This window comes from bacterium, assembly GCA_019637795.1.
In the GTDB taxonomy this organism is placed as follows: Bacteria; Desulfobacterota; Binatia; order HRBIN30; family CADEER01; genus JAHBUY01.
In genome coordinates, this window is the sequence record JAHBUY010000010.1 from 23,508 (window position 1) to 50,433 (window position 26,926).

Below are 26,926 nucleotides of genomic sequence, written 5' to 3' on the forward strand. Positions count from 1 at the left end.
CCGCCGTCCTGGCCGCTCTACTGGACCTCGACCTCGGCCGGCGCCAGGATCGCGGCGTCGACGCCGGCGGTTTTCGGCAGCGCCACGTGGGTGGCCCGCCAGCCGCCGTGCTGCAGCACGCCCTGGAACGGCGGCTGGCCATGGACGTTGCCGGTGAGACGCACGGCGGCGGGTTCGAAGCCCGATGCCACCTCGACCGTCGCGCCGTCGTCCTCGGGATAGATGCGCGTGATCTCCATCCGTTCGTGCAGCGCCTTGCGGCAGCCGGCGTGGATGGCGCGCACGGCCGCGCCGACCTGCGCGTCGGTGTACGGCTGGATGTCCTCCTCGAGGAAGTCCACCAGGCGTCCTTCCTTCTGCAGCAGCGCCAGCAGGCGCAGGGCGCCCTCGGCCGTGCCATCGGCGGCCCCGCCGGCGCCGGCCGCAGGCGTCGGCGTATCGCCGCGCTGCATGCCGGCCAGGAGGGCGAGGATGGCGCCGACCAGCAGCGGCGCGCCGGTGAAGAACCAGACGAATTGCGGCCGCTGTCCGACCGACTGGCCGATCGAGTGCACGGCCTGCTGCAGGAAGCCCCCCTCGATCGGCGGCGTCGTGCCGGTCAGCTCCTGCACCACCAGCGCATGGCAGAGGATGTTGCCGGCGGCCAGCAGGACGGCCGAGAGCAGGATGACGATGATGAGCAGGGTGCGACCGCGCGCGTTCGACATACGGCGACTCCTCCAGTGCCGAGGTGACAAGCGACTGTGTATAGCCAACCCGCCTCGCCATCTCCATACGGCGGGCCGCTCCCGCCTGTTCCCCGTGCCCGCGCGATGGGGCGGGATGCGCGCCGCGGCGTCCGGTTGCGCCGATGGCTCGGAGTTGTCACACACGACGCATGCCGGAACGCATCGGCATCGACCTCGGGGGGACCAAGATCGAAGGCGTCGTGCTCGACGACGCCACCGGCCAGGTTCTCCGGCGCGAGCGCGTGCCCACCGAGAGCGCCCGCGGCTACGACTACGTCGTCGACACGGTGGCGGCGCTGGTCGAACGCCTGCGCGCCGCGCATCCCGACGCGGCGACGATCGGCATCGGCACCCCGGGGGCGATCTCCAGCCGCACCGGACTGATGAAAAACTCGAACACCGCCTGCCTGAACGGCCGCGACCTGGCCGGCGATCTGCGGCGGCGGATCGGCTCGCCGCTGCGGGTGGAGAACGACGCCAACTGCTTCGCCCTCGCCGAGGCCCGGCACGGCGCCGGGCAGGGGGGCCGGCTGGTGTTCGGCGTCATCCTGGGCACCGGCGTCGGCGGTGGGTTGGTCATCGATGGCCGGCTCTGGTCGGGGCCGCAGCACATCGCCGGTGAATGGGGGCATCACGTCATCGATGTCCAGGGACCGCCGTGCTATTGCGGCCAGCGCGGCTGCGTCGAGGCGCTGATCGCCGGGCCCGCCGTCGAGCGTCGCTATCGCGAGCGCGGCGGCGACGCCGCCGCGATGCCGGCGATCGTGGTGCGCGCCCGCGCCGGCGAGGCGCTCGCCCGCGAGGTGCTCGACGAGCTCCTCGCCCACTACGGGCGGGCGATGGCCAACCTGGTGACCATCCTCGACCCCGACGTGGTGGTGCTCGGCGGCGGGTTGTCGCTGATCGACGAGCTCTACGACGCCGGGCGCGAGGCGGTGGCCCGGCGGGTGTTCAACGACGAGCTGCGGACACCGATCCGGCGCCACCAGCTCGGCGACTCCGCCGGCGTGATCGGCGCGGCGCTGCTGGAGTGACGGGCATCGCGCGGACGGACCGCTCGGGTCAGCCTCGATACGACAAAACACCTTCACCACGGAGGCACGGAGCCACGGAGGGTGCAGCGTGGGAATGGCGGGTGGGCGCGATCCCTATGGCCATTGCTGATGGCGTTGGGGATCTCGCCCCCGAACCCTCTCTTGTCCAGGTTACTCCGTGTCTCCGTGCCTCCGTGGTGAAATGTTTTCGTCAGATCAAGGTTCGAGCAGTTCCTTCGTCGACGGCATGCAGAGGAGGTCGGACTTCAGGACGTCGTAGTACTCGATCGCCTGCACGCCCGGCTCGAGCTTGTTGCGGATCTTGATCTTCCTCGGCAGCTTCAGATCCTCACTCGGTCCCGCGCCCTTGTCGGTGCGGATCTTGTAACAGATGAGATGCGCCTCGGGATTCCGCAGCGGCGCCGGCGTGGCGGTGCCGTTGGTGCGCTGCGATGGATTGCACTCGAGGAACGGCTTGAGGGCGACGACGAACTCCTTGCCGAACTGGTCGATGACCCGCACCGTGCGCTTCGCCGGCTTCGGCTTCCCCTCCGTCGTCTTGATCCGGTAGCACTTGTACGGGTCGATGCTCATCGGGACGTCCGGCGTATCGGTCGGCGAGCTGGTGGGCGTGATCGTCGACGTCCGCGTTGGCGTATTGCTCGGCGTGGCGGTGTTGGCCGGCGTCAGGGTGATCGTCGGGCTGACGCAGAAACCGGTGGCGCCGTTGCAGCTCGCGTTGTTCACGAACACGCCGGGCGTGTTGCAGGTGAACGGGGCCACCACCGGGCCGCAGGCCGGGATGGCCTCGTTCTGACAGCACTGCTTGGGCGTCGGCGTGATGGTCGGCGTGTCGGTGACCGTCGGCGTGTTGGTCACCGTGGCGGTGCGCGTCGCCGTCGTCGTGACGCTGGCGGTCGGCGTGTCGGTCGGCGTCGCCGTGGGGGTGCCGGTCGCGGTCGGCGTGCTGCTCGGCGTCGCCGTGGGCAGATCGCCGGCGACGCTGCAGCCGCCCAGGCAGTCGTCGTTCAGGTCGAACACCACGTTCGGACAGCTCGACGCGGTGCACGCCTGCGTGCAGGCCACCGAGCCCGACACGGCGTCGAGGCAGAAGCCGGCGCCGCAGCCACCGCCGCGGCACACGCAGCACATGGCGCCGACCGGCGGCGCGGCGAGTGTCGCCGCGACAACGATCGCGAATCCGACGAACGCCGCGAGCACGCGCACTGGACGGTTCCGCATGTCTGTCCTCCCGAGCTGTCGCCATCGCAGGCGCGCCGTCCCGTTCACCCCAGGCGCGACTGCCCAGCACTCGACGACCACCAACTGCTGCAACCGGTCTAGGGAGCCGGCACCATGCATGTCAAAGTCGTCAGCGCAGATATGCGGCGCAGCGTATCGCCGACGGCTCGTCGACGTCCATTGCGGGAATTCCCGTATGCCGGCGTCGGCGCCGCGGCGGCCCGCGGACCGCTGACGGCGGGTCGAGACATCAGCACCGGCGATTCATTCTGTTCGTTTCACGAATGACCGAATTTCATTCGGCGGAAGTCTTGAATCCGATTCTGGACTCGACTATCCGAGCACGTACACCTTATGAAATTCGATCTGGAACAGCCCGATCTCGACGAGATCGACCTGCGCATCCTGGCGCTGCTGCAGGAGCACTGTAAGACGCCGCTGGCCAAGATCGGCGAGCGGGTGGGGTTGTCGGCGCCGGCGGTGATCGAGCGCATCAAGAAGCTCGAGGAGAGCGGGGTCATCGTCGGCTACCGGGCGCTGATCGACGCGCGCAAGCTGGGGCACGACATCGGCGCCTTCATCGGCGTGCTCACCACCCATCCGCGCGGCATTCGCGACGTCGAGGAGCAGATCGCCAGCCGGCCCGAGGTGCTGGAGTGCCATCACGTCACCGGCGGCTACACGCTGCTCCTGAAGGTGCGGACGGCGGACACCTCGACGTTGGAGGAGCTGATCAGTCACCTGCGCTCGATCGAGGGGGTGACGCGCACCGAGACGATGGTGGTGTTGTCGACCTTCACCGAGCGGCAGTTGGAGGTGCGGCCGGAGGCGCCGCCGGTGAAGAAGCGGGCGCGCAAGTCGGTGAGCAAGGTGCTGCTGCAGGCGAAATCCACCGGGTGAGAAGGAACGGCACATGGAACGAGCGCTGAAGCGACAGGGGTTGTACGACCCGTTCTTCGAGCACGACGCCTGCGGCGTCGGGTTCGTCGCCAACATCGACGGGACGCGGTCGCACGCCATCATCGAGCAGGGACTGACGGTGCTGCGCAATCTCACGCACCGCGGCGCCTGCGGCTGCGACCCGGAGACCGGCGACGGCGCCGGCATCCTGCTGCAGGTGCCGGACGCGTTCCTGCGCAAGGCCTGCGCGGCGATCGACATCGAGCTGCCGCCGGCCGGCGAGTACGGTGTCGGCCTGGTGTTCCTGCCGCGCGACGTCCAGGAGCGGAACCACTGCGAGCGCGCCTTCGCGAAGATCGTCCGCGAGGAGGGGCAGAAGATGCTCGGCTGGCGCACGGTGCCGGTGGACGAGCGTCACTGCGGGTCCCTGGCGCGCCGGAACCTGCCCGAGATCCGCCAGATCTTCATCGGCCGCGGCGCCCGGACGCCGGACCAGGCGGCGCTGGAGCGCAAGCTCTACGTCATCCGCAAGCGCATCGAGCGGCAGATCCGCGAATCGAACCTGAACGACCGCGAGTACTTCTACGTCCCGAGCCTCTCCGCGCGCACCCTGGTCTACAAGGGCCTGCTGCTGCCGGAGCAGATCCCGGCGTTCTATCTCGACCTCGTCGATCCCGACCTCGCCAGCGCGCTCGCCCTGGTGCACCAGCGGTTCTCGACCAACACGCTGCCGTCGTGGGACCGCGCCCACCCGTACCGCTTCATCGCCCACAACGGCGAGATCAACACCCTGCGCGGCAACATCAACTGGATGCGGGCGCGCGAGAGCCAGTTCGCCTCGCCGCTGTTCGGCGACGACATCCGCAAGATCCTGCCGATCATCGAGCCCAACGGGTCCGACTCGGCGATGTTCGACAACGCCCTCGAGCTGCTCACCCACACCGGTCGCTCGCTGCCGCACGCGGTGATGATGATGATTCCGGAGGCGTGGCAGAACCACGAGACCATGAGCGACGCCAAGAAGGCATTCTACGAGTATCACTCGTGTCTCATGGAGCCGTGGGACGGCCCGGCCTCGATCGCCTTCACCGACGGGACGGTGATCGGCGCCGTCCTCGACCGCAACGGCCTGCGGCCGTCGCGCTACGTGGTCACCAAGGACGGCTTCGTCGTCATGGCCTCGGAGGTCGGCGTGCTCGACATCGCGCCGGAGAACGTCCAGCACAAGGACCGCCTACAGCCCGGCCGCATGTTCCTGGTCGACACCGCGCAGAGGCGCATCATCGCCGACGAGGAGCTGAAGGAGGGCATGGCGGCGCGCCATCCCTACCGCACCTGGGTCGACCAGCACCTGCGGCGGCAGGCGCAACTGCCGACCGCCGCCGAGGCGGCGCCGGCCGCGCCGGGCGACGACCTGCTCACCCGCCAGCAGTGCTTCGGCTACACGCTCGAGGACCTGCGCATCCTCATGGCGCCGATGGCGATCAACGGCCAGGAGGCGGTGGGCTCGATGGGCACCGACACGCCGCTGGCGGTGCTGTCGAACAAGCCGCAGTCGTTGTTCAACTACTTCAAGCAGCTCTTCGCGCAGGTGACGAATCCGCCGATCGACCCGATCCGCGAGGACCTGGTGATGTCGGCGGTGACGACGATCGGCGCCGAGCGCAACCTCTTCGACGAGACGCCGGAACACTGCGCCCAGCTCCGCCTCGAGACGCCGATCCTCACCAACGCCCAACTGGCGCAGATCGCCGCCCTGAACGACGGCGCCCTGCGGGCGGCGCGGCTGCCGATCCACTACCCGGTGCGCCAGGGGGGGGAGGGGCTGCGCGCGGCGCTCGACGCGCTGTGCGCCGCGGCGTCGAAGGCGGTGGCCGACGGCGCCACCATCCTGGTGCTCTCCGACCGCGACATCGACGCGGAGCGCGCGCCGATCCCCAGCCTGCTGGCGGTCGGCGCGGTGCACCACCACCTGATCCGCGAGGGCTCGCGCACCCGCTGCGGCCTGGTGCTCGAATCGGGCGATCCGCGCGAGGTCATGCACTTCGCCCTGCTGATCGGCTACGGCTGCGCCGCCATCAATCCCTATCTCGCGTTCGCCACGCTGGTCGACATGATCCGCACCAATGTCCTCAAGGGCGTCGGCGAGGAGGAGGCGATCGAGCACTACGTCAAGGCGGTCACCAAGGGGCTGCTGAAGGTCGCCTCGAAGATGGGCATCTCGACCATCCAGAGCTATCGCGGGGCGCAGATCTTCGAGGCCATCGGCCTCAACACGGAGCTGGTGGACCGCTACTTCACCTGGACGCCGTCGCGCATCGAGGGCGTCGGCCTCGACGTCATCGCGGAGGAGTGCGCCGCCCGCCATCACCACGCCTTCGAGACCTCGCCCGCGCTCGACGGCGATCTCGACGTCGGCGGCCAGTACCAGTGGCGCCGGCGCGGCGAGTTCCACGCCTACAACCCGGAGACGATCGCCAAGCTGCAGCACAGCGTGCGCAAGGGCAGCTACGCGCTGTTCAAGGAGTACACGCGCCTGGTCGACGACAACAGCCGCGAGATCGCCGCGCTGCGCGGCCTGCTGCGCCTGAAGCCGGGCCGCCCGGTGCCGATCGACGAGGTCGAACCGGCGAGCGAGATCGTGAAGCGGTTCAAGACCGGCGCCATGTCGCTCGGTTCGATCAGCCGCGAGGCGCACGAGAACCTCGCCATCGCGATGAACCGGATCGGCGGCAAGTCGAACACCGGCGAGGGCGGCGAGGATCCGGTGCGCTTCACCCCGGACGCCAACGGCGATCTGCGCCGCAGCGCCATCAAGCAGGTGGCGTCGGGCCGCTTCGGCGTCACCAGCTTCTACCTCGTCAATTCCGACGAGCTGCAGATCAAGATGGCGCAGGGGGCCAAACCCGGCGAGGGCGGCCAGCTTCCGGGCCACAAGATCGACGAGTACATCGCCAAGATCCGCTACTCGACCCCGGGCGTGGGGCTGATCTCGCCGCCGCCGCACCACGACATCTACTCGATCGAGGATCTGGCGCAGCTCATCCACGACCTGAAGAACGCCAACAATCGGGCCCGGGTGAGCGTCAAGCTGGTGGCCGAGGTCGGCGTCGGCACGGTCGCCGCCGGCGTCTCGAAGGCCAAGGCGGACGTCGTGCTGATCAGCGGCTACGACGGCGGCACCGGCGCGTCGCCGCTGACCTCGATCAAGCACGCCGGCATCCCCTGGGAGCTCGGTCTCGCCGAGACGCAGCAGGTGCTGGTGATGAACGACCTGCGCGGCCGCATCCGGGTCGAGACCGACGGCCAGCTCAAGACCGGCCGCGACGTGGTCATCGCCACCCTGCTGGGCGCCGAGGAGTACGGCTTCGCCAGCGCCGCGCTGGTGGCGTCGGGCTGCATCATGATGCGCGTCTGCCACCTCAACACCTGTCCGGTCGGCATCGCGACCCAGGATCCGGTGCTGCGCCAGCGCTTCGAGGGCAAGCCCGAGCACGTGGTGAACTTCATGCTCTTCGTCGCCGAGGAGGTGCGCGAGTACATGGCGCAGCTCGGCTTCCGCACCATCGACGAGATGGTCGGGCGGGTGGATCGCCTCGACGCCCGCGACGCGGTCGAGCACTGGAAGGCGCGCGGCATCGACCTGACCCAGATCCTGCACCGCCCCGAGGTGCCGCCCGAGATCGCCACCCACTGCGTGACCACCCAGGATCACGGCCTCGAGCGCGCCCTCGACAACCAACTGCTGGAGCTGGCGGCGCCGGCGCTCGAGCAGGGCACGGCGGTCGAGATCGCGCTGCCGATCCGCAACATCAACCGCACCGTCACCACCATGCTGTCGGCCGAGATCTCGCGCCGCTGGGGCGAGAACGGCCTGCCGGCCGGCACGATCCGCCTCAATCTCACCGGCTCCGCCGGCCAGAGCTTCGGCGCCTTCATGGCCAACGGCATCGACGTGCATCTCGAGGGCGATGCCAACGACTATTTCGGCAAGGGCATGTCCGGCGGCCGCATGGTGGTGGTGCCGCCGTCGACGGCGACGTTCGTGCCGGAGGAGAACATCATCGTCGGCAACGTCTCGCTCTACGGTGCCACCGGCGGCGAGGTCTTCCTGCGCGGCATGGCCGGGGAGCGTTTCGCGGTCCGCAACAGCGGCGCCACGGCGGTGGTCGAGGGCGTCGGCGACCATGGCTGCGAGTACATGACCAAGGGCCTGGTGGTGGTGCTCGGGGGGACGGGCCGCAACTTCGCCGCCGGCATGAGCGGCGGCGTCGCCTACGTGCTCGACGAGGACGGCGACTTCGCCATCCAGTGCAACAAGGGCATGGTCGACCTCGATCCGCTCGAGGAGCGCGACGCCGAGCAGTTGAAGGAGCTCATCCAGCGCCATTACCAGCTCACCCAGAGCGCCGTGGCGTGGCGCATCCTCTCCGGTTGGAAGGAGCACGTCGGCAGGTTCGTCAAGGTGATGCCGACCGAGTACCGGCGCATCCTGGCCAAGGCGCACCTCGACTCCGACGCCGCGAAGCTGGCGAGCATCTGAAGCAGTGATTCGACGCAGAGGACGCTGAAAGCGCAGGGGTGCGCGGAGGATCACGAACCCTCCCGCGAGGCGCCGAGGGGTCCTCGGCGTCTCTGCGGTGAAGAAGGATTGGCAGACCGATGGGGAAGATCACCGGGTTTCTCGAAATTGAACGGGCGCTGCCGCCGCGGCGGCCGGTGGCGGAGCGGCTCAGGGACTGGCGCGAGCTGGAGGGGAAGCTCGACGACGCGTCGCTGCAGGCGCAGGGCGCGCGCTGCATGGATTGCGGCATTCCCTTCTGCCACAAGGGCTGCCCGCTCGGGAACCTGATCCCCGACTGGAACGACCTGATCTACCGCGGCCGCTGGCGGGCGGCGATCGACCGCCTGCACTCGACGAACAACTTCCCCGAGTTCACCGGCCGCGTCTGTCCGGCGCCGTGCGAGGAGGCCTGCGTCCTCAACATCAACAACGATCCGGTCACCATCAAGCAGATCGAGAAGCAGACCATCGACCACGCGCTGAAGGACGGCTGGGTGGTGCCGCAGGCGCCGCCGCAGCGCACCGGCAAGTCGGTCGCGGTCGTCGGCTCCGGTCCCGCCGGGCTCGCCTGCGCCCAGCAACTGGCGCGCGCCGGGCACCTGGTGACCGTGTTCGAGCGCGCCGATCGCATCGGCGGCCTGCTGCGCTACGGCATCCCCGACTTCAAGATGGAGAAGCACCTCATCGACTTCCGCATGCGGCAGATGGAGGCGGAAGGCGTGACGTTCAAGGCCGGAGTGAACGTCGGCGTCGACGTCACCAGCGCCGACCTCAAGGCGGAGTTCGACGCCGTCGTCCTCGCCACCGGCGCCACCAGGCCGCGCGACCTGCCGGTGCCGGGGCGCGAGCTCGACGGCATCCACTTCGCGATGGAATTCCTGCCGCAGCAGAACAAGGTGGTGGCGGGCGACCGCATCCACGACCAGATTCTCGCCACCGGCAAGCACGTCATCATCCTCGGCGGCGGCGACACCGGGTCGGACTGCCTCGGCACCTCGAATCGCCACGGAGCGCTGTCGGTGCACCAGTTCGAGCTCCTGCCGCAGCCGCCGCAGGCGCGCACGCCGGACATGCCGTGGCCCTACTGGCCGATGATCCTGCGCACCTCGAGCTCGCACGAGGAGGGCGTGGTGCGCGATTGGAGCATCAACACCAAGGCCTTCCACGGCACGGGCGGCAGGGTGACCGAGCTGGAGGCGGTGCGGCTCGAATGGGTCACCGGCGAGAACGGCCGGCCGCAGATGAAGGAGGTGCCCGGGAGCGCCTTCCGTCTCAAGGCGGACCTGGTGCTGCTCGCCCTCGGTTTCCTCGGCCCCGAGCACGACGGGCCGGTGCGCGAGCTCGGCCTGAAGACCGACGAGCGCAGCAACGTCGCCGCCGACGAGCGCTACATGACCAGCGCGCCGGGCGTCTTCGCCTGCGGTGACGCCCGCCGCGGCCAGTCGCTGGTGGTGTGGGCGATCTGGGAAGGGCGCGAGTGCGCCCGCGGGGTCGACGAGTTCCTGATGGGCCGCACCGACCTGCCGGCCAGCCCGCAGATGTAGCCGTCCGGCGCCGGCCACCCGGCGCCTCGCGGCGGCGGGGGCGTGCGTCGGCGCGCCCTACGCCCGCACCAGGCCGCGGCCGATCGCCAACGGCACCTGGAGCGCGTCGAGCAGTCCCGGGGCCGCCTGGCAGACGAACGGGATGGCGTTGACGATGCGCGCCGCGGCGGTGGTGTTACCGCCGCCGGCGGCGCTGCCGGTGTCGTCCTCGGGGTCGAAGGTGACCGTCAGGTTGGGGCGGCCGGTGATGGTGACGCCGTGGGCGCCGTCGCCCTTCGGCATCGGCCATTCGGGCGCGATGTCGTTGACGATGCGGGTGACGTGGTCGATCACCAGCAGCGGCCTGCCGCCGACGATCCCCTGGATCTCGAGTCGGAAGGCGCCCATGGTGCCGGCGTCGAATTCGCCGAGCCGCGTCGTGACGGTGCGCGGCAGCGGCCGCTTCTCGACCGTTTCGCGGATGGCGTCGAGGGTGAGGCCGAGGCCGCGCGCCATCAGGCGGATGGGCGCGCCCCAGACCATCGTCGGCACGCCGGGAGCGAGCATCGGCGGCGTCGCGTCCATGGGCTGGCCCAGCCCGACGAGGTTGCGCACCGCCTCCGGCTGGGCATAGCTCGAGTAGTTGAACAGCTCGAAGGCGCGGATTTCGTCGATGCGCTCGCACAGGCCACTGAGCAGCAGCGGGACGACGTCGTTGATGTAGCCGGGATCGACGCCGGAGACGAAGATCGAGGCCTGTCCGGCAGCGCAGGCGTCGGCGATCCGCTCGCGCAGCGCCGCGGGCGCCGACAGCGGATCGTAGAGCGGGTAGATCGCCGTCGAGACCACGTTGAGCCCGGCGCGCAGGCAGCGCTCGACGTCGTCGAGCGCCTCGGTCGGCCGCAGGTCGCCCGAGGCGCAGTAGGCGACGGCGTCGGCGCCGACGGCGAGCGCGGCGGCGACGTCGTCGGTCGCGCGCACGCCGGTGGGCGGCAGGCCGCAGAGCGCGCCCGCGTCCCTGCCGACCTTGGCGGGATTGGAGACGATGACGCCGGCCAGCTCCAGCGCCGGATTGGCGAGCACGATGCGCAGCGCCGGCACGCCGACGTTGCCGGTTCCCCAGACGATCACCCGATGCGGCATGGCGCGCCCCCTCCCCGATTGGTTCATGAATTGGTTACTGCGAGCGCCGACCGCGCGCCAGCGCTGGCCGTGCTCGCGTCTCCCGCCTCGACACACGGGCGAGCGAGTCGAGCCGGGGCGCGCGTCTCGAGCGCCATCGCGGGAGGTGGTGAACCGGAGCCCGGGGACGAGGAAGCCAACCTCGATACGACACAACACCTTCACCACGGAGGCACGGAGCCGCGGAGGGCCCAGCGTCGGAATGGCGGGTGGCTGCGATCCCCGGGGCCATTGCGGATGGCGTTGGGGATCTCGCCCCCGAACCCCCTCTTGCCCAGGTTGCTCCGTGTCTCCGTGCCTCCGCGGTGAAATGTTTTCGTCACAAGGCTAACCGGGATCCTTACCGATGCGCGCTACCCGCTTACCGATCGCCTGCCTATCGTCCGCGCCAAGGAGGTAATCCCATGATTCGGAGAGCGAGCATCTTCGCGTACGGTGTGGCCTGCTATGTCGTGTTCTTCGCCACGTTCCTCTATGCCGTCGGCTTCATCGGCGACTTCGGCGTGCCGCGCACCATCGACGGACCGCCGCAGCGGTCGCTGGCGGCGGCGATCCTGATCAACCTGGGGCTGCTCGGCCTGTTCGCGGTCCAGCACAGCGTCATGGCGCGGCGGGGCTTCAAGCGCTGGCTGAGGCGCGTCATTCCCGAGCCGGCCGAGCGCAGCACCTACGTCCTGGCGTCGAGCGCGGCGCTGCTGCTGCTCTTCTGGCAATGGCAGCCGATCGGCGGCGTGGTGTGGTCGCTGGAGAGCGGGCTGGCGCGGACGCTGGCCTACGGCGTCTTCGCCGTCGGTTGGGCGACCATCCTGTTCTGCACCTTCCTGATCAACCACTTCGATCTGTTCGGCCTGCGCCAGGTCTGGTTGGCGTTGCTCGACCGGCCGTACACGCCGCTGCGATTCAGCACTCCCAGCCTGTACCGGGTCGTCCGCCACCCGCTCTACGTCGGCTGGCTGCTCGCCTTCTGGGCGACGCCGACGATGACCGCCGCCCACCTGCTGTTCGCCCTGGCGACCAGCGCCTACATCCTGATCGCGATCCGCCTCGAGGAGCGGGACCTGGTGTCCGCGCACGGCGCCGCGTACGAGGCCTACCGCGAGCGCGTTCCCATGCTCATCCCGCGCCCCGCCCGCCGGCAGCGGTCGGTTCCGGCGGCGCCGCGCCCCGCCTGATCCAGCCGTGCTCCGCCGCGCCGGTCCCTCCGATGGCGGTCGGAGGGACCGACGCGAACGCGCTCAGGGGACGCAGGGCATGCCGCCGCAGACGTCGACCACGGCGCCGCCCGTTTGCAGGAAGGCCGATTTCTGGTTGCGGCCGATCACCGAGTTGCGCGGATCCGAATGCGGGTCGGCACCGACGCCCGGCGCGACGTTGGTGATCGGCGGCGTGGCGGCGCCGCTGTCCCAGACGATCAGCGCCGAGCCATCGAACGGATAGGACGGGATGGCGGGAATGCCGTAGTACGGGTCGACGTCGGAATGGCGCAACGGCGCGATTGCCGGCGTGTGGATCGAGGCGCCGAGGGTGCGCGCCTCGATCTCGGTGGCGACGTTGGCCACCTGGTGGTCGCCGAAGGCGAGGTGCAGCAGCACCTGGTGCGACGGCGTGTTGGGCAGCGGGTCGTTGGTGACGTGGCGGATGTAGCCGTTCGGTTCGGAGCGATCCCAGAGCATCTGGATCAGCGCCAGGCCGAGCGGGCGGTAGAACTGGTTCGGGTACGCCGGGTAGAAGAAGATCGAGTAGCCGGCGAAGTCAACGCTGCGGGTGAGCAGCAGCGAATAGTTCATCCCCGGCACGCCGAGCACGCCGCGGGTGATGTCCTGGGCGATCGACATCACGGTGCCGCCGAAGATGCCGCCCTGGCTGTTGCCGTCGTAGAAGACCGCGCTGGTGTCGATCACCGGATTCCCCATCGCGTCCTGGAACGCCGGGTCCGACACGAAGCCCTGAGGGTGGATCATCAGGCGGGCGAGGAAGAGCTGGTTCACCATCGCCTGCTGCAGGCGATCGGTGAAGCTCGGGAACTTCGACAGCTCGCCGAGGATGCCGATGGCATTGGCGACGTCCTCGTTGGCCATGCCGATCCACTTCGTGGCGCAGAAGACGAAGTTGTGCTCGTTGGCCATGTCGCGGACGTTCCCCGCTCCGACCTCGGTATTGGTGCCGAGCAGGCCGTGGCCGTAGATCGAGGCGCGGGCCGGCACCGCCGTCGCCATCGCATCGGCCAGCGCGGCGCGGGGGATGATGCAGTCGTAGACCGCCGGCTGCGGGGTCGCCTGATGGGTGGGCAGCCCGTTGGCATCGAGCACGAAGCGCGCCGGGGCGGTCGTGCTGTCGACGTAGCGCTCGACCTGGAAGGTGCCGGTGACGCGGCGGAAGATGCGCGCGTCGATCTCGTCGGTGACGGTGTCGACGGTGAACGCGGGCGCCGCCGGTCCGAGGCGGGCGAAGGCGTCGTCGCGCATGAACAGCAGGCGTTCGGTGGTGTTGCGCGTGCTGGCGACGGTGAAGTCCCAGGCGAGGTAGAGATCGTTGCGGGCGATGCCGGCGGACGCCAGGGTGGCGAAGATCGCCTCCATGTGGGGGCGCCGCGCCTCGAGCGCCGGATTGCCGGTCGGCGTGTTGTCGCGGTAGGCGAGGAAGTCGCCGCTGGCGGGAAGGATCGATCCGCTGCCGTTCTTCAGGTTGCGCAGCGCGACGACGTAGCGCGCGCCCGCCTCGAAGTTGATCGCCGGCCGGATGAGCAGCGCCTGCTGCGCCGGGTTGGTCGCGTTGGCGTCGAGCTCGCTGAAGATCAGGTGCCGCTGCAGGGTGGCGGCGTTGATCACCACGATCGGCTGGGCGGCGTCGAACGAGCGCTCGACGTCGGTGATGGGTACGGCGCCGGTGACGCCGAGATCCACGGTCGGCACGTGCAGCATGAGGCTGGCGCCGGGGCTGAAGCCATCGCTCCGGTTGTAGTCGCCCGGCGCGATCGGCACGTTCGACACGTTGGTCGGCATGGTGGCGACGGCGAAGTGGACGCGCCGGCCGGTGTCGGTGGTCGGATCGGCGACGGTCAGGTAGTCGCTCGGGAAGGGGAAGAGGCACACCGCCTGATCGAGCGAGTCGCACGGGCAGGTGCAGTCGGACTGGCAGAGCGCCGAGCCGCCGCACGAGGAGCCGGGGGCGTCGCACTGCTCGCCGTCGTCGAGGAAGCCGTTGCCGCAGGTGACGCAGGTGCCCTCGCTGGTCGGGTCCTTCACCGCGAACAGCTTCGCGCCCTTGTTCTTCATCGCGCCGTCGCCGAAGCGGACGCTGTAGGAGTTGCCGCCGCCCAACGCCAGCAGCGCGCAGGCGCCGGTGCCGTCATTGGGAGGCAGGACCGACAGGGCGGCGCTCTTGCCGCTCAGCACGGCGGTGATCTGGAAGGTGCCGTCGGGCCCCTTCTTGATCTTCGCCACTTTGACCGGCCCGGCCTCGCCCTTGGCGTCCTTGTACGAGAACCCTTTGGTCGCATCGCCCTTCCAGAAGGGCTTGCCGCCGGCGTTGTTTCCGCCCGGAAGGGTGAACAGTTGGGTGCTGCCGGTCCCGCCGTAGACGCGGAGCTGCAGCGTCGCCCCAGCGGTGACGGGAGTGCCGGAGAGGACGTTGGGGCTGGCGCTCTCCGCCGCCTTGAGCACGATCTTCCGCTTGTCGGGCGTTCCGGGATCCTTCACCAGCAGTTGCTTGCCGAGAATCGCCTGGTCCGCGCCGCGGGCCCCCAACGGGACCGCGAGCGCGACGAGGCCGACGAGAAGCGCACGACCTAGGATCATCCTGTCCTCCTTGGAACGCTGCGGCGAGCCGATCGAGCCAGCGCCACGCTCCGTGGAGCACGGTGGGCCCCCCCAAATCGCCAACCCCCGAGAATCCCGAACGCGCGACGGTAGGCGCCGCCGTTCGCGAAAGTCAATGCGCGGATCGCGGCCCGACGGTCTATGAGATGGCGCTCATCCGCTCGGTGGGGCGACCGGGTCCTGAACGACCGCGGCGAGCCCGTGGCGCTCGAGCGGCGTACGCGCGGCGCCGCCCCAGAGCGACCGCAGGTATGCCGCCGCGGCGAGCGACGATCGCAATGGGCGAGGGCGCGCGCATGGGCGAGCCGGAAGAGGTCGCCCTGCGCGTCGCTGCCGCTTGGCCTGCGGCGACGCGATCACCGATGCCAGAGACCGAGGCCGTCCGGAAACTGCAGGTTGTCGGCGATGGTCTCCGGCGGATTCGGCGTGCCGTCGCGATTGAAGGTGATGCGGCGCAGCGTGCCGAGGTGGTTTCCCGGTCCGGGGCCGGTGGGGCGAATGATGATGCCGATATCAGCGTAGTAGAGCGTGCCGTCCTTGCCCACCGTGATCCCGAGCGGGGTGCCGGTGGCGTACGGTGTGGTGGTGCTGATGCGGTCCCCCGCCGCCGGTCGCAGGACCGTCTGCACGTACTGCCAGTTCGCGTCGTACTCGTTGATCACCCCGCTCAGCACGCTGGCGACGAAGAAGTGGCCATTCGGCCCGGCGGCGATGCCCGAGGGCGTCGCCAGGCCGTGGTCCGGCGCGGCGAGGACGCGCTCCTTGCGGATCGTGTCTGCCAGCGGCGAGCCGAGATTGTCGACGCGGCCGCAGCCGCCGCGGGCGTCGGCCGAGGTCGGATAGGGCGGGCTGTACTTGAAGACGCCGGCCGCGGTGGCGTCGGGTTCGGGGGCCGTGCGGGGCGAATTGAGATAGAGGTTGTCGTGGCGGTCGACGTAGATGCCCTGGCCGGTGGCGAGTTGAACGTCGAGCTTGCAGAACGAGACCGTGTCGCCGTTGAACGGCGGGAACCACATGACCAACTGGCCGTTGGCGGCGCCGCCGGCCTCGTTGCCGATGTCGGTGGTGAGGATGCGGCCGTCCGACAGCACGCCGCAGCCGTAGTTGTCGGGCCCATGGGCCGTGTCCTGGTAGGTCGGCACCAACCGGGCGATGCGGCGCCGCAGCGCCAGCTCGCCGACGCGATTACCGGTGAGCTCGAAGATGCCCCAACCCGCTGGCGGATCGGGCTGGAAGGTGTCCTCGCCGGCAACCAGGTAGTGCCTGCCGCCCGTGCGGAAGGTGCAGACCTCGCCGTTGATGTCCCATCCGGCCGGGTTGCCGGGCGTGCCATCGAAGGTGTGGTAGGCGGCGTTCACCTTCTGCGAGACGAAGGGCGGCGTCGTCTCGTAGGCCCAGAGGTTGTTGCCCTCCGGGCTGAAGAGGATCGGCGCCGCCGACGTCATGGCCGACGACGACGAATCCGAGCCACACCCCGTCAGGGCGATGAGCGCCGCGAGACCACAGCCGAGCAGGGCGCGGCGGCGCGAGAGCGGTGACTGCCAATCGATCGACACCGGACCAGTCCTTTCCGCGGCTGTCGACGTCGCGATCGTTCCCCCCGCCGTCGCCGCACTTGGAGTGCCTGGTCGACGGTTACGCCGGCGCCGCTGGGACAGTCAAATCGAACGGCCGGATGATTGCCGGCCGAGTCGACCGCGGATATCGATCGGTTCCCGAGCGGCCTCAGCGGCGGGGGCTGCGCGGACCGCCCTGGTTGCGGAAGAAGCCGCCGTCGATCTCGGGGCCGCGATTCACCTTCGTGCTCGCCATGGGGGGCGCGGCGAACGTGGCGCGGTCGATGGCGCGCTTCAGGGTGGTGCGGAGGTTCGACTTGCTGATCGTCGACTCCTGCGCCGCCTCGATGTCGCGGGCCGCGATCACCAGGCTCGCCTTGCTCTTGCGCAGCGTGATGGTCGCGTTGACGCCGGGGTCGTCGCCGGTGTGGGCGGTGACGGTCAGGTCGGCTTTGCGGTCGATGCTGCGAACCAGGGTCCACAACAGGTTCCTCGCCTCGTCCAGTGTCAAAGCCATCCTGCCTCCTTGCGCGCCTCGTGGCGCTCTCGTCTGCGCAGGAACGCGCGGCGACGCAGTGAACTTCATACCCTATTCGGAACGCCACCAGAGTCAAGGATGGCCTGTGCGCCGTGGCGCCTGTGCCATGGGCAGGTCGAGGGGGCAGGAGCAGCCGAGCCTGTGGATGCGGCGCCTGGCGGAGACTCCACGGACGTGCGAGCGGCGCGCTGGCGTCGACGGTGGGACGCGGCGTACAGCGAGCCAGCAATTCATCTGCGGCGCGAGGAGGAGGCGATGAGCCGAGCCAGTTGCCTGTGTGGGGCGGTGACGTGGGAGCTCACCGGTCCGTTCGTCTTCATGCACCACTGCCACTGCGGTCGCTGCCGCAAGGCGCACGGGACGCCGTTTGCGACCTACCTCGGTGGGCCGGCGGACGGCTTCCGGTTGGCCGGCGTCGAGCGCGTCGTCACCTGGGCGGCGCAACCCGGCGCGTCGCGATCGTTCTGCGGCCGCTGCGGTTCGGTGGTGCCGGGCGCGCCGTTCAACGGCCTCGTCTTCTCGCCCGCGGGGAACTTTCTGGAGGATCCGGGCGAGCGGCCCGGCGATCACATCTTCGTCGGATCGAAGGCGCCGTGGTACGAGATCGCCGACGACCTGCCGCGCTTCGACGCCTATCCGTCCGGCGTCGACCTGGCGGTGCTGCCGGATCCGCCGCCCAGCGAGCCGCCGCCGGGGACGGTGCGCGGCAGTTGTCTGTGCGGCGCGGTCGCCTTCACGCTCGCGGCGCCGGCGCAGTTCGCGCGCTACTGCCACTGTGGACGCTGCCGGCGGGCGCGCTCCGCCGCGCACGCCGCGAACATGGCGGTGCCGCTCGACGCCGTCCGCTACACGCGCGGCGCCGATCGCGTCGCCTCCTACAAGTTGCCGGAGGCGGACCGGTTCGCGCAGGCGTTCTGTCGAACCTGCGGCTCGCCGATGCCGCAGCCGTATGCGGCGCGCGGCATCGCCGTCGTGCCGATGGGCGCCCTGGACGACCCGCCGGGGGTCCAGCCGTCGGCGCACATCTTCGTCGACTCCAGGGCGCCCTGGTTCACGATCGCCGACGCGCTCCCGCAGCACGCCGCGTATCCGCCGGCGTAGCGGCGGGGCGCGCCGGCCGGGCGGAACGGGCGCGGTGCGGGTCGCGCCCAGCCGCGGCATTCCCTCAGGATGGGGCGAGGGCGGCGCGCAGCGGTTCGGCTCCGGCGCCGTCGCGGGCCGGTTCGAGGGCGTGCTCGAGCACCTGCTCGATGGTGTCGGCGAAGTGGAACTGCATCGCCGACCGCACCTCCTGCGGTACGTCCTCGAGGTCCTTCTCGTTGCGCGTCGGCAGGATCACCGTCCGGATGCCGGCGCGGTGCGCCCCCAGGACCTTCTCCTTGATGCCGCCGACCGGCAGCACCTTGCCGCGCAGCGTGATCTCGCCGGTCATCGCCACGTCATGGCGGACCGGCCGCCCAGTGAGCAGCGAGGTGAGCGCGGTGGCGATCGTGACGCCGGCCGACGGACCGTCCTTCGGCACGGCGCCGGCGGGCACGTGGACGTGGATATCCATGTTCTCGAAGAAGTCGGCCGGGATGCCGAGGCGCGCCGCCCGGGAGCGGATGTGGCTGAGCGCGGCCTGCGCCGACTCCTTCATCACGTCGCCCAGGTTGCCGGTGACGGTCATGCCCTTCCGGCCGGCCATTTTGGTGGCTTCGATGAACACGATGTCACCGCCCATCGGCGTCCATACCAGCCCGACGGCGACGCCGGGTTCGTCGGTCCGCTCGGCGACCTCGGAGAAGTAGCGCTCCGGTCCGAGCAGCGCCCGCACCTTCTCCGGCGTCGCTACCACCACCTCGGTGTTGCCCTCGGTGAGGCCGCGGGCGACCTTGCGGCAGATCGCGCCGATTTCGCGCTCGATGTTCCGCAACCCGGCCTCGCGCGTGTAGCGGTGGATGAGGAACAGCAGCCCCTCGTCGGTGAAGACGATCTGCTCGGCGGAGATGCCGTTCTCGGCCGTCTGCTTCGGAATGAGATGGCGGCGCGCGATCTGCAGCTTGTCGCGATCGGTGTAGCCCGCCAGCTCGATGACCTCCATGCGGTCGCGCAGTGGCCCCGGGATGGGCTCGAGCATGTTGGCCGTGGTGATGAAGAGGACCTTCGACAGATCGACCGGCACGTCGAGGTAGTGATCCTGGAAGGTGTTGTTCTGTTCCGGATCCAGCACCTCGAGCATCGCCGACGCCGGATCGCCGCGGAAGTCGGCGCCGAGCTTGTCGATCTCGTCGAAGATGATGAGCGGATTGTTGGAGCCGGCGGTGCGCAGGCCCTGGATGATGCGGCCGGGCAGGGCGCCGATGTAGGTGCGGCGATGGCCGCGGATCTCGGCTTCATCGCGCATCCCGCCGAGCGAGATGCGGATGAACTTGCGCCCCAGCGCGCGGGCGATCGAGCGGCCGAGCGACGTCTTGCCGGTGCCCGGCGGGCCGACGAAGCAGAGGATCGGGCCCTTGGAGTCGTTCTTCAGCTTGCGCACCGCGAGGAACTCGAGGATGCGGTCCTTGATCTTCTCGAGGTCGTAGTGGTCCTCGTCGAGCACCTGACGGGCGTGATGGATGTCGAGGTTGTCCTCGGTTCCGGTCGACCACGGGAGGTTGACGATCCACTCCAGGTAGGTGCGGACGACGGTGTGCTCGGCCGACTCGACCGGGATCATGCGCAGGCGCTCGAGCTCGGTGTCCGCCACCTTGCGCACCGCGTCCGGCGGGTTGGCCGCCTCGAGCTTCTGCCGCAGCTCGTCGATCTCCGCATCGCGTGGGTCGCCCTCGCCGAGCTCCTTCTGGATCGCCCGCATCTGCTGGCGGAGATAGAAGTCCTTCTGGTTCTTGCTCAGCTCGTCCTGGACCTGGGTCTGGATCTTCTGGCCGAGCTCGAGCAGCTCGATCTCGCGATTGAGGATGCTGGTCAGCCGCTCGAGGCGCTTGCGCACGTCGAGCTGGGTGAGCAGCTCCTGCTTCTCGTCGAGCGAGACGTTGAGGTTGGCGGCGATGAGGTCGGTGACCTTGCCCGGATCCTTGATGTTGGTCGCCACCACCTGCAGCTCGTCCGGCAGGTAGGGGATCATCGAGACGAACTTGGCGAACAGGTTCACCATGTGCGCCTGCATGGCGTCGACCTCGGGCGAGGGTTCCCTGAGGTCGCTGAGCTCGTGGACGCGGGCGGTGTAGAACGGGTCGCTCTGGACGAACTGGTCGAGGTCGATGCGCCGCAATCCCTGCACCAGGATGCGGACGCTCTGGTCGGGGTACTTCAGCATCTTGAGGATGCGGCCCGCGGTGCCGCGCACGTAGAGGTCCTCCGGCTTCGGCTGCTCGTCCTCGGGGCGCTTCTGCGTCACCAGCGCCAGCATGCGGTCGCCGGCGAGCGCGTGTTCGACGACCTTGAGCGAGGTGCCGCGCGAGATGAGCAGCGGCACGATCGCCGACGGAAAGACGACCACGCCGCGCAGCGGCAGCACCGGCAGGACCTCCGGGACGGAGATGCTGCTGAGATCCTCCTCGAAGCCGAAGACGCGATCCTTCGCGCTCGCCTGCTGTTCTTCCTGGTCACTCATGCGTCGTCTCCCCGCAGGGGATCTCGCGCACGGCGACCCGGCGCGCCGCGCGCCGCGGGACGTGCACGGTCAGCAAACCATGGTGCAACCGCGCCGTGATGGCATCGCCGTCGCTCTCCGCCGGCAGCGCGACGAGGCGCTCGAAGGGCCCGTCGTCCATCTCCAATCGCAGCGGATCGGCCGCCGCCGGCCGGGGCGTGCGGCGGGTGCCGGCGATGCGCAGGCGGTTCTGCTCCAGCGTCACCGTGACGTCCTCCTGCTCGACGCCCGGCAGCTCGGCGATGACGGTGATGCCGGTCGCGTCGCCGAAGACGTCGATGCTGGGCCGCCAGCCGTGTTGCAGGCCGTAGCGTGGGACGAAGCCGAGCAGACGGTCGAGCAGATCGTCGAAGGGATCGCCGACGGGGGCGGCCTCCCAACGGGGATGACGGAACGCCATGGGCGTCGAACATAATGCCGACCGACCGGACGTCAACCAGCGGTTGCCCGCCTGGCCGCAAATTGACATGGTGTGCCGCGACACGTCGGGCAGCGGGAGAGCGTTGGTGAGTACGGAACCGCAGTTGTTCACGGTCGAGGAGGCCAACGCGCTGATCCCGCGGCTGGAGCTCATCATGGAGCGCATGCAGCGGCGCGGTATCGAGCTGCGGCAGGCCATCGAGGCGATGCAGCGCGAGACCAACGCGCCGATGTTGAACGTCGAGGTGAGCCAGCTCCTGGAGCGCCGCCCCGAGTTGCGGGCGCTGGTCGAGGAGCTCGAGCACTGCATCGCCGAGATCGACGAGCTGGGCGCGCAGTTCAAGGGCCTGGAGCTCGGCCTGGTGGACTTTCCGAGCGAGATCGACGGCCAGATCGGCCTCCTCTGCTGGCAGTACGGCGAAAAGGAGATCACCCACTGGCACGCGCTGGACAGCGGGTTCGAGCACCGCCAGCCGCTCCCCAGCGCCTCCGGGCGTTCGTTCCTGCAGTAGGAGGGCACCGGCGTGCCCTGGCTCATCCTCCTCCTCTACATCGTGGCGCTCGCCGTCTGGCTCGGCGAAGTCGTGTTCTTCTCGTTCGTCGTCGCGCCGCAAATCTTCGGCAATCTGCCGATCGAGCAGGCGGGCGCGGTCGTCGGCCTCGTTTTCCCCACGTACTACCTGGTCGGCCACCTGTGCGGCGCCGTGCTGCTCGGCTGCGCGCTGCTGCTGCGCAGATGGAGCCGGCCGGCCGGCGGGCCGTGGCTGGTGGCCGCCGCCGTGGCCGGGCTGGCGTTGGTCGCGTCGGTGTATGCCGGCATCGCGGTCCAGCCCCGCGCCAGTGAGCTGCGGCCGCAGCTCCACCAGCCCGGCACGCCCGCCGCGGTCCAGGCCGAGTTCGACGAGCTCCACCGGCTCGCCGTGCAGATCAACGGCGGGATCCTGCTCGCCACCCTGGTGCTCGCGGGGCTGCTCGCCGGGCAGCTCGCGGGTGGGGTGCAGGTGCGGCGCAAGCCGCCGCGCCGCGCCTCGGGCCTGCAGTGGTGACGGTGCGCCACCGCGCCATCGTCTTCGACCTCTTCGGCACGCTGGTTCATTTTCGCGGCCGACCGGACCCGCGGGTCGACTGGCTCCGCGCGCCCTTCGCCGCGGTCGCCGATCCGGCGCGCTTCGACGCCTTCCGCGCCGCCCTGCGCCAGGTGTCGATGGAGATCCTCGCCGAACGGGGGGAGGAGCACCGCGAGGTGCCGTCGCGCGAGCGCTTCGCCCGCGCCCTGGCGCGGGCCGACGCCGACGTGCGCGCCGCCGACGCGCTCTCGGCGGCGCACATGCGCCATCTCGCCGACCTCACCATCATGCCGGGCAGCCACGCCGAGCTCTTGGAGACGCTGGGGCGCCGGTACCGCCTGGCGGTGGTGTCGAACTTCGACCACGCCCCGACGGCGCACGCCGTCCTCGCCCGCCACGGCATCGCCCGCCACTTCGCTGCCGTGCTCATCTCGGCGGAGTTCGGCCGCCGCAAGCCGCACCCGGCGATCTTCCTCGAGGCGCTGCGTCGCCTCGGCGTCGCCCCGGACGAGGCGCTGCACGTCGGCGACACCCATGCCGACGACGTGGTCGGGGCCCTGGCCGCCGGTCTCGACGTCGCCTGGCTGGGACCGGCGGATGCCCTCGCCGACCCGCCGCCGACGCATCGCATCGCCGACCTCCGCGCCCTGGCCGGCATCCTGTGAGCGATGGCGGACGCCGTCGGGCGGCGCGCAGCGGGGAGCGGCGCGCGATCGAGAGTGCGACTGTCCTGATCGCGACTTGACCCCCCCGGAGGCCGTCGGTAACGCTATGCGGTTGAAACGAACGGGGTGACCAATGGACAGAGACGTGCAATCGGTTGCGGCGGCGGTGCAGGATGCCTCCGGCTTCGTCTACGGCCTGCGCGAGGAGATCGCCAAGGTGGTCGTCGGCCAGCGCTACGTCGTCGACCGCCTGTTGATCGGACTTCTGGCCAACGGCCACATCCTGCTCGAGGGCGTGCCCGGGCTGGCCAAGACACTGTCGGTGAAGACCCTGGCGCAGGCGATCGACGCCAGCTTCCATCGCGTCCAGTTCACGCCCGATCTCCTGCCCGCCGACCTGATCGGGACGCTGATCTACAACCCGCGCGAGGGCGTCTTCACCACCCGCCGCGGCCCCATCTTCGCCAACCTGATCCTGGCCGACGAGATCAACCGCGCCCCCGCCAAGGTCCAGAGCGCCCTGCTCGAGGCGATGCAGGAGCGGCAGGTGACGATCGGCGACGAGACCTTCGCGCTGCCGTCGCCGTTCCTGGTGCTCGCCACCCAGAACCCGATCGAGCAGGAGGGGACGTACCCGTTGCCGGAGGCGCAGGTCGACCGCTTCATGCTCAAGCTGTCGGTCGGCTACCCGACCCGGGAGGAGGAGCGGCAGATCCTCGACCGCATGGCGCTCACCACGCCGGACACGCACGTCACGCCGGTCACCACCGTCGCCGACATCGTCCGCATGCGCGCCCTGGTGGACGCCATCTACCTCGACGACAAGGTGAAGGAGTACGTCATCGACCTGGTGGTCGCGACCCGCGAGCCGCAGGCCTTCAAGCTCGACCTGGCGCCGTACATTCAGTACGGCGCCTCGCCGCGCGCGACCCTCTACCTGACGCTGGCCGCCAAGGCGCATGCCTTCATCAATGGCCGCGGCTACGTGACGCCGCAGGACGTGAAGTCGATCGGGGCCGACGTCCTCCGCCATCGGGTCACCATCTCCTACGAGGCCGAAGCCGAGGAGCTCACCGCCGACGCCATCGTGCAGCGCATCTTCGACGGGGTTCCGGTTCCCTGAGCGGGCGCCGGGCGCGGCACTCCGGGGTTCCCGCGCACGCGCCTCGCCCCTCGCCCGCCGTCCCCCATCGTCCAGTCGCCGAACGCCGATGCTGACCCGAGAACAGCTCAAAGCGGTCCGGAAGATCCAGATCCGCACCAGCCACCTCGTCAGCGATCTCTTCGGCGGCGAGTACCACAGCGTCTTCAAGGGCCGCGGCATGGAGTTCGCGGAGGTGCGCCAGTACCAGCCGGGCGACGAGGTGCGCACCATCGACTGGAACGTCACCGCCCGCACGGGCGAGCCGTACGTCAAGCGCTTCACGGAGGAGCGCGAGCTGACGGTGATGCTGCTCGTCGACGCCAGTGGCTCGACCCGCTTCGGCTCGGTGCGCCAGTTCAAGCAGGAGCTCGCCGCCGAGATCGCGGCGCTGCTCGCCTTCTCCGCCATCTCCAACAACGACAAGGTCGGGCTGGTGATCTTCACCGATCGCGTCGAGCTCGCGGTGCCGCCGCGCAAGGGGACGCGGCACGTGCTGCGGGTGATTCGCGAGATCCTCAATCACGCGCCCGTCGGCCGCGGCACCGACATCCCGCTCGCCCTCGACCATCTGGAGAAGGTGGTGCCGCGCCGCTGCGTCGCCTTCGTGCTCTCCGATTTCCTGGCGCCCAATCTGCGCCGCCCGCTGCGCGTCGCCAATCGGCGGCACGATCTGATCGCCGTCGTGCTCGAGGATCCGCGCGAGCTGCAGCTCCCCGATCTCGGCTTGCTGGCGCTCGAGGACAGCGAGAGCGGCGAGTCCTGTGTCGTCGACACCGCCGATCCACGGTTGCGCGCCGAGTTCAGCCGCCGCCAGGCGGCGGCGCGCGCCGACCGCGATCGCTTCCTGCGCGGCCTCGACATCGACGCGGTGACGGTGCGCACCGACCAGCCGTACGCCACGGCGCTGCTGCGGTTCTTCCGCCAGCGGGAGCGCCGGCGATGAGGTCGGTGGTCGGGCGCGCGGCCGCGCTACCGCTGCTGCTGTTCGCGTTCGCCACGGCTGGGGCGCAGGGCGAGCCGGCGGCGCCGGTCACCGCCAAGGGGAGCGTCGAGGCGCGGGTGCTGACCATCGGCACGCCGTTCCGCTACACGATCGAGGTCGGCGCGCCGACCGGGACCGAGGTCGAGCTGCCGCAGATCGGCGCCGCGATCGGCGATCTCCAGGTCGTCGACTTCGGGCAGGAGCCGGATCGCGTGGCTGGCGGACGCACGGTGGCGCGGCGGTGGTACCAACTGGTCACCTACGCGACCGGCGACCAGAACATTCCCGGTCCGATGGTGCGCTACCGCGAGGCGGGCGGCGAGTGGCAGCTCGTGAAGGTGCCCGACGCCGTGGTTGCGGTGCAGAGTCTGCTCGACGCGGCCGGCGCGACCCCGCCCACGGCCGTCCGCGACATCAAGGGGCCGGTCGCCAGGCCGCGCGACTACACGCCGCTCCTCTGGCTGGCGGCGGCGCTGCTCGCCGCGCTGGCGCTGATCGTCTTCGTCGTCCGCCGGCTGCGCCGGCCCGCTGCCGCCGTCGCCGCGCCGCCGCGGCCGCCGCACGAGGTGACGCTGGACGCGCTCGCCGACCTCCAGGCCGCCGGGTTGATCGAGGCCGGCCGCTACGAGGAGTTCTACGTCCGGTTGTCGGCGATCGTCCGCGAGTACATCGAGGCGCGCTTTCGCGTCCGCGCCCCGGAGATGACCACCGAGGAGTTCCTCCAGGCGGCGCAGCGGCGCGCGCAACTGGCGCCGACCCATCGCGCGCTGCTCGGGCACTTCCTCGGCGAGGCCGATCTGGTCAAGTTCGCGCGCCACCACCCGACGGCGGGTGACGCCGAGCGAGCCTTCGCGGCGGGCCGCGATTTCGTCCGCTCGACCGTCCCGGAGGAGCCCCGTGCAGTGGCATGATCCGTGGGTGTTGCTGCTGCTCCTGGCGTTGCCGCTGCTGCTGCGCGGCCGCCGGCGCGGCGCGCCGCCCACCGTCGCGTATCCGATGGTGGAGGCGGTGCGCGCGCTGGGACCGGGCCGACGCGCCCGCTGGCGCTGGCTGCTGCCGGCGCTGCGGCTGGCGGCCCTCGCCCTGTTGATCGTCGGCCTGGCGCGACCGCAACTCGGGCGGGCCGCGACCCAGGTGCGCGCCGAGGGTATCGACATCATGCTCGCCGTCGACCTGTCGGGAAGCATGCTGGCGGAGGATTTCCAGCTCGACGGCGAGCGCGCCAACCGCCTGGCGGCGGTGAAGCGCGTGGTGCGCGAATTCCTCGCCAAGCGGCCGAACGATCGCGTCGGCCTCGTCCTCTTCGCCGCCCGGCCGTACACCCAGTCGCCGCTGACCCTCGACCACGGCTGGCTGCTGAGCAATCTGGACCGCGCCCAGATCGGCATGATCGAGGACGGCACCGCGATCGGCTCGGCGCTGGCGGCCGCGGTCGGGCGCCTCGAGAGCTCCGAGGCGAAGAGCAAGATCGTCATCCTGCTCACCGACGGTCAGAACAATGCCGGGAAGGTGCCGCCGCTCACCGCGGCGGAGAGCGCCAAGGCGCTCGGGTACCGCGTCTACACGATCGGCGCCGGGACCCGTGGCACGGCGCCCTTCCCGCAGGTCGATCCCTTCGGCCGCAAGGTGTACGTCAACATGCCGGTCGACGTCGACGAGGACACGTTGACGGCGATCGCCGAGACCACCGGCGGCAAGTACTTCCGCGCCACCGACACCGACAGCCTGCGCCGCATCTACGAGGACATCGACCAGCTCGAGACCACCTCGCAGGAGGGCCTGCAGTACTCGGACTACGACGAGCTCTACGTCTGGATGGTCGTCGCCGCATTGCTCCTTCTCGCCGGCGAGGCCGTCCTGGCCCAGACCTGGCTGCGGGTGCTGCCATGACGGCGCTTCGCCGCCTGCCGCAATCGCTCGCGTGTC

At 70.1% G+C, this 26,926-nt stretch carries 20 protein-coding genes; 13 read left to right on the top strand and 7 right to left on the bottom strand.

Going from position 1 to position 26,926, the window contains the following annotated elements; all coding sequences use genetic code 11:
- Nucleotides 1-17: 17 nt before the first annotated feature.
- Nucleotides 18-707 carry a DUF2760 domain-containing protein gene (locus tag KF840_26315; protein MBX3028423.1) on the bottom strand — a complete coding sequence of 230 codons (690 nt, stop codon included), beginning with the start codon at nucleotides 705-707 and terminating at the stop codon, nucleotides 18-20.
- Nucleotides 708-877: 170 nt separating this feature from the next.
- On the opposite strand from KF840_26315, the gene KF840_26320 reads away from it, so the two are divergent.
- Nucleotides 878-1,762 (top strand): ROK family protein, encoded by an 885-nt coding sequence (locus tag KF840_26320; GenBank protein ID MBX3028424.1) that lies wholly within the window; start codon nucleotides 878-880, stop codon nucleotides 1,760-1,762.
- 216 nt (nucleotides 1,763-1,978) lie between these two features.
- Here the strand turns inward: KF840_26320 and KF840_26325 are convergent, their stop codons facing one another.
- Nucleotides 1,979-3,004 (bottom strand): hypothetical protein, encoded by a 1,026-nt coding sequence (locus KF840_26325; protein MBX3028425.1) that lies wholly within the window; start codon nucleotides 3,002-3,004, stop codon nucleotides 1,979-1,981.
- A 354-nt stretch (nucleotides 3,005-3,358) separates the two neighbouring features.
- On the opposite strand from KF840_26325, the gene KF840_26330 reads away from it, so the two are divergent.
- From KF840_26330 to KF840_26340, 3 genes are all read left to right on the top strand, one after another.
- Nucleotides 3,359-3,904: an Lrp/AsnC family transcriptional regulator gene (locus KF840_26330; GenBank protein ID MBX3028426.1), complete on the top strand. Its 546-nt coding sequence runs from the start codon at nucleotides 3,359-3,361 to the stop codon at nucleotides 3,902-3,904.
- 13 nt (nucleotides 3,905-3,917) lie between these two features.
- On the top strand, nucleotides 3,918-8,447 hold the full coding sequence (gene gltB / locus KF840_26335) for a glutamate synthase large subunit (protein ID MBX3028427.1): 4,530 nt from the start codon (nucleotides 3,918-3,920) through the stop codon (nucleotides 8,445-8,447).
- Between the two features lie 119 nt (nucleotides 8,448-8,566).
- Entirely contained in the window at nucleotides 8,567-10,012 is a 1,446-nt protein-coding gene (locus tag KF840_26340) for a glutamate synthase subunit beta (GenBank protein MBX3028428.1), read from the top strand.
- Nucleotides 10,013-10,069: 57 nt separating this feature from the next.
- On the opposite strand, the gene KF840_26345 is transcribed toward KF840_26340, so the two are convergent.
- Nucleotides 10,070-11,134 (bottom strand): dihydrodipicolinate reductase, encoded by a 1,065-nt coding sequence (locus KF840_26345; GenBank protein MBX3028429.1) that lies wholly within the window; start codon nucleotides 11,132-11,134, stop codon nucleotides 10,070-10,072.
- A gap of 443 nt (nucleotides 11,135-11,577) precedes the next feature.
- Between KF840_26345 and KF840_26350 the strand changes: the two genes are divergently transcribed.
- The gene (locus tag KF840_26350; GenBank protein ID MBX3028430.1) at nucleotides 11,578-12,345 is read left to right on the top strand and encodes an isoprenylcysteine carboxylmethyltransferase family protein; all 768 of its coding nucleotides are present in this window, start codon (nucleotides 11,578-11,580) and stop codon (nucleotides 12,343-12,345) included.
- Nucleotides 12,346-12,408: 63 nt separating this feature from the next.
- On the opposite strand, the gene KF840_26355 is transcribed toward KF840_26350, so the two are convergent.
- Both KF840_26355 and KF840_26360 read right to left on the bottom strand, forming a co-directional pair.
- A complete protein-coding gene (locus tag KF840_26355; protein MBX3028431.1) occupies nucleotides 12,409-14,970 on the bottom strand; it encodes a hypothetical protein in 2,562 nt (853 codons plus the stop codon).
- Between the two features lie 377 nt (nucleotides 14,971-15,347).
- On the bottom strand, nucleotides 15,348-16,547 hold the full coding sequence (locus tag KF840_26360) for a hypothetical protein (GenBank protein ID MBX3028432.1): 1,200 nt from the start codon (nucleotides 16,545-16,547) through the stop codon (nucleotides 15,348-15,350).
- On the opposite strand from KF840_26360, the gene KF840_26365 reads away from it, so the two are divergent.
- The gene (locus KF840_26365) at nucleotides 16,435-18,186 is read left to right on the top strand and encodes a GFA family protein (protein ID MBX3028433.1); all 1,752 of its coding nucleotides are present in this window, start codon (nucleotides 16,435-16,437) and stop codon (nucleotides 18,184-18,186) included. The genes KF840_26360 and KF840_26365 overlap by 113 nt on opposite strands.
- 64 nt (nucleotides 18,187-18,250) lie before the next feature.
- On the opposite strand, the gene lon is transcribed toward KF840_26365, so the two are convergent.
- Both lon and KF840_26375 read right to left on the bottom strand, forming a co-directional pair.
- The gene (gene lon / locus KF840_26370; protein ID MBX3028434.1) at nucleotides 18,251-20,683 is read right to left on the bottom strand and encodes an endopeptidase La; all 2,433 of its coding nucleotides are present in this window, start codon (nucleotides 20,681-20,683) and stop codon (nucleotides 18,251-18,253) included.
- Entirely contained in the window at nucleotides 20,676-21,122 is a 447-nt protein-coding gene (locus KF840_26375; protein ID MBX3028435.1) for an Hsp20/alpha crystallin family protein, read from the bottom strand. The genes lon and KF840_26375 overlap by 8 nt, the downstream gene beginning before the upstream one ends.
- A 106-nt stretch (nucleotides 21,123-21,228) precedes the next feature.
- On the opposite strand from KF840_26375, the gene KF840_26380 reads away from it, so the two are divergent.
- The 7 genes from KF840_26380 (at nucleotide 21,229) to KF840_26410 (ending at nucleotide 26,890) form a co-directional block, all read left to right on the top strand.
- Nucleotides 21,229-21,654: a DUF2203 domain-containing protein gene (locus KF840_26380; GenBank protein MBX3028436.1), complete on the top strand. Its 426-nt coding sequence runs from the start codon at nucleotides 21,229-21,231 to the stop codon at nucleotides 21,652-21,654.
- A 12-nt stretch (nucleotides 21,655-21,666) separates the two neighbouring features.
- Nucleotides 21,667-22,188 (top strand): DUF4149 domain-containing protein, encoded by a 522-nt coding sequence (locus KF840_26385; protein MBX3028437.1) that lies wholly within the window; start codon nucleotides 21,667-21,669, stop codon nucleotides 22,186-22,188.
- The gene (locus KF840_26390; protein MBX3028438.1) at nucleotides 22,185-22,874 is read left to right on the top strand and encodes an HAD family hydrolase; all 690 of its coding nucleotides are present in this window, start codon (nucleotides 22,185-22,187) and stop codon (nucleotides 22,872-22,874) included. The genes KF840_26385 and KF840_26390 overlap by 4 nt, the downstream gene beginning before the upstream one ends.
- 133 nt (nucleotides 22,875-23,007) lie before the next feature.
- Nucleotides 23,008-23,997 (top strand): MoxR family ATPase, encoded by a 990-nt coding sequence (locus tag KF840_26395; GenBank protein MBX3028439.1) that lies wholly within the window; start codon nucleotides 23,008-23,010, stop codon nucleotides 23,995-23,997.
- 88 nt (nucleotides 23,998-24,085) lie between these two features.
- Complete coding sequence (locus KF840_26400; protein ID MBX3028440.1) at nucleotides 24,086-24,961, top strand: DUF58 domain-containing protein; 876 nt, start codon at nucleotides 24,086-24,088, stop codon at nucleotides 24,959-24,961.
- Nucleotides 24,958-25,911: a hypothetical protein gene (locus KF840_26405; protein MBX3028441.1), complete on the top strand. Its 954-nt coding sequence runs from the start codon at nucleotides 24,958-24,960 to the stop codon at nucleotides 25,909-25,911. Before KF840_26400 ends, KF840_26405 begins: the two co-directional genes overlap by 4 nt.
- Nucleotides 25,898-26,890, top strand: a complete 993-nt coding sequence (locus KF840_26410) for a VWA domain-containing protein (protein ID MBX3028442.1) — start codon at nucleotides 25,898-25,900, stop codon at nucleotides 26,888-26,890. Before KF840_26405 ends, KF840_26410 begins: the two co-directional genes overlap by 14 nt.
- Nucleotides 26,891-26,926: the final 36 nt, after the last annotated feature.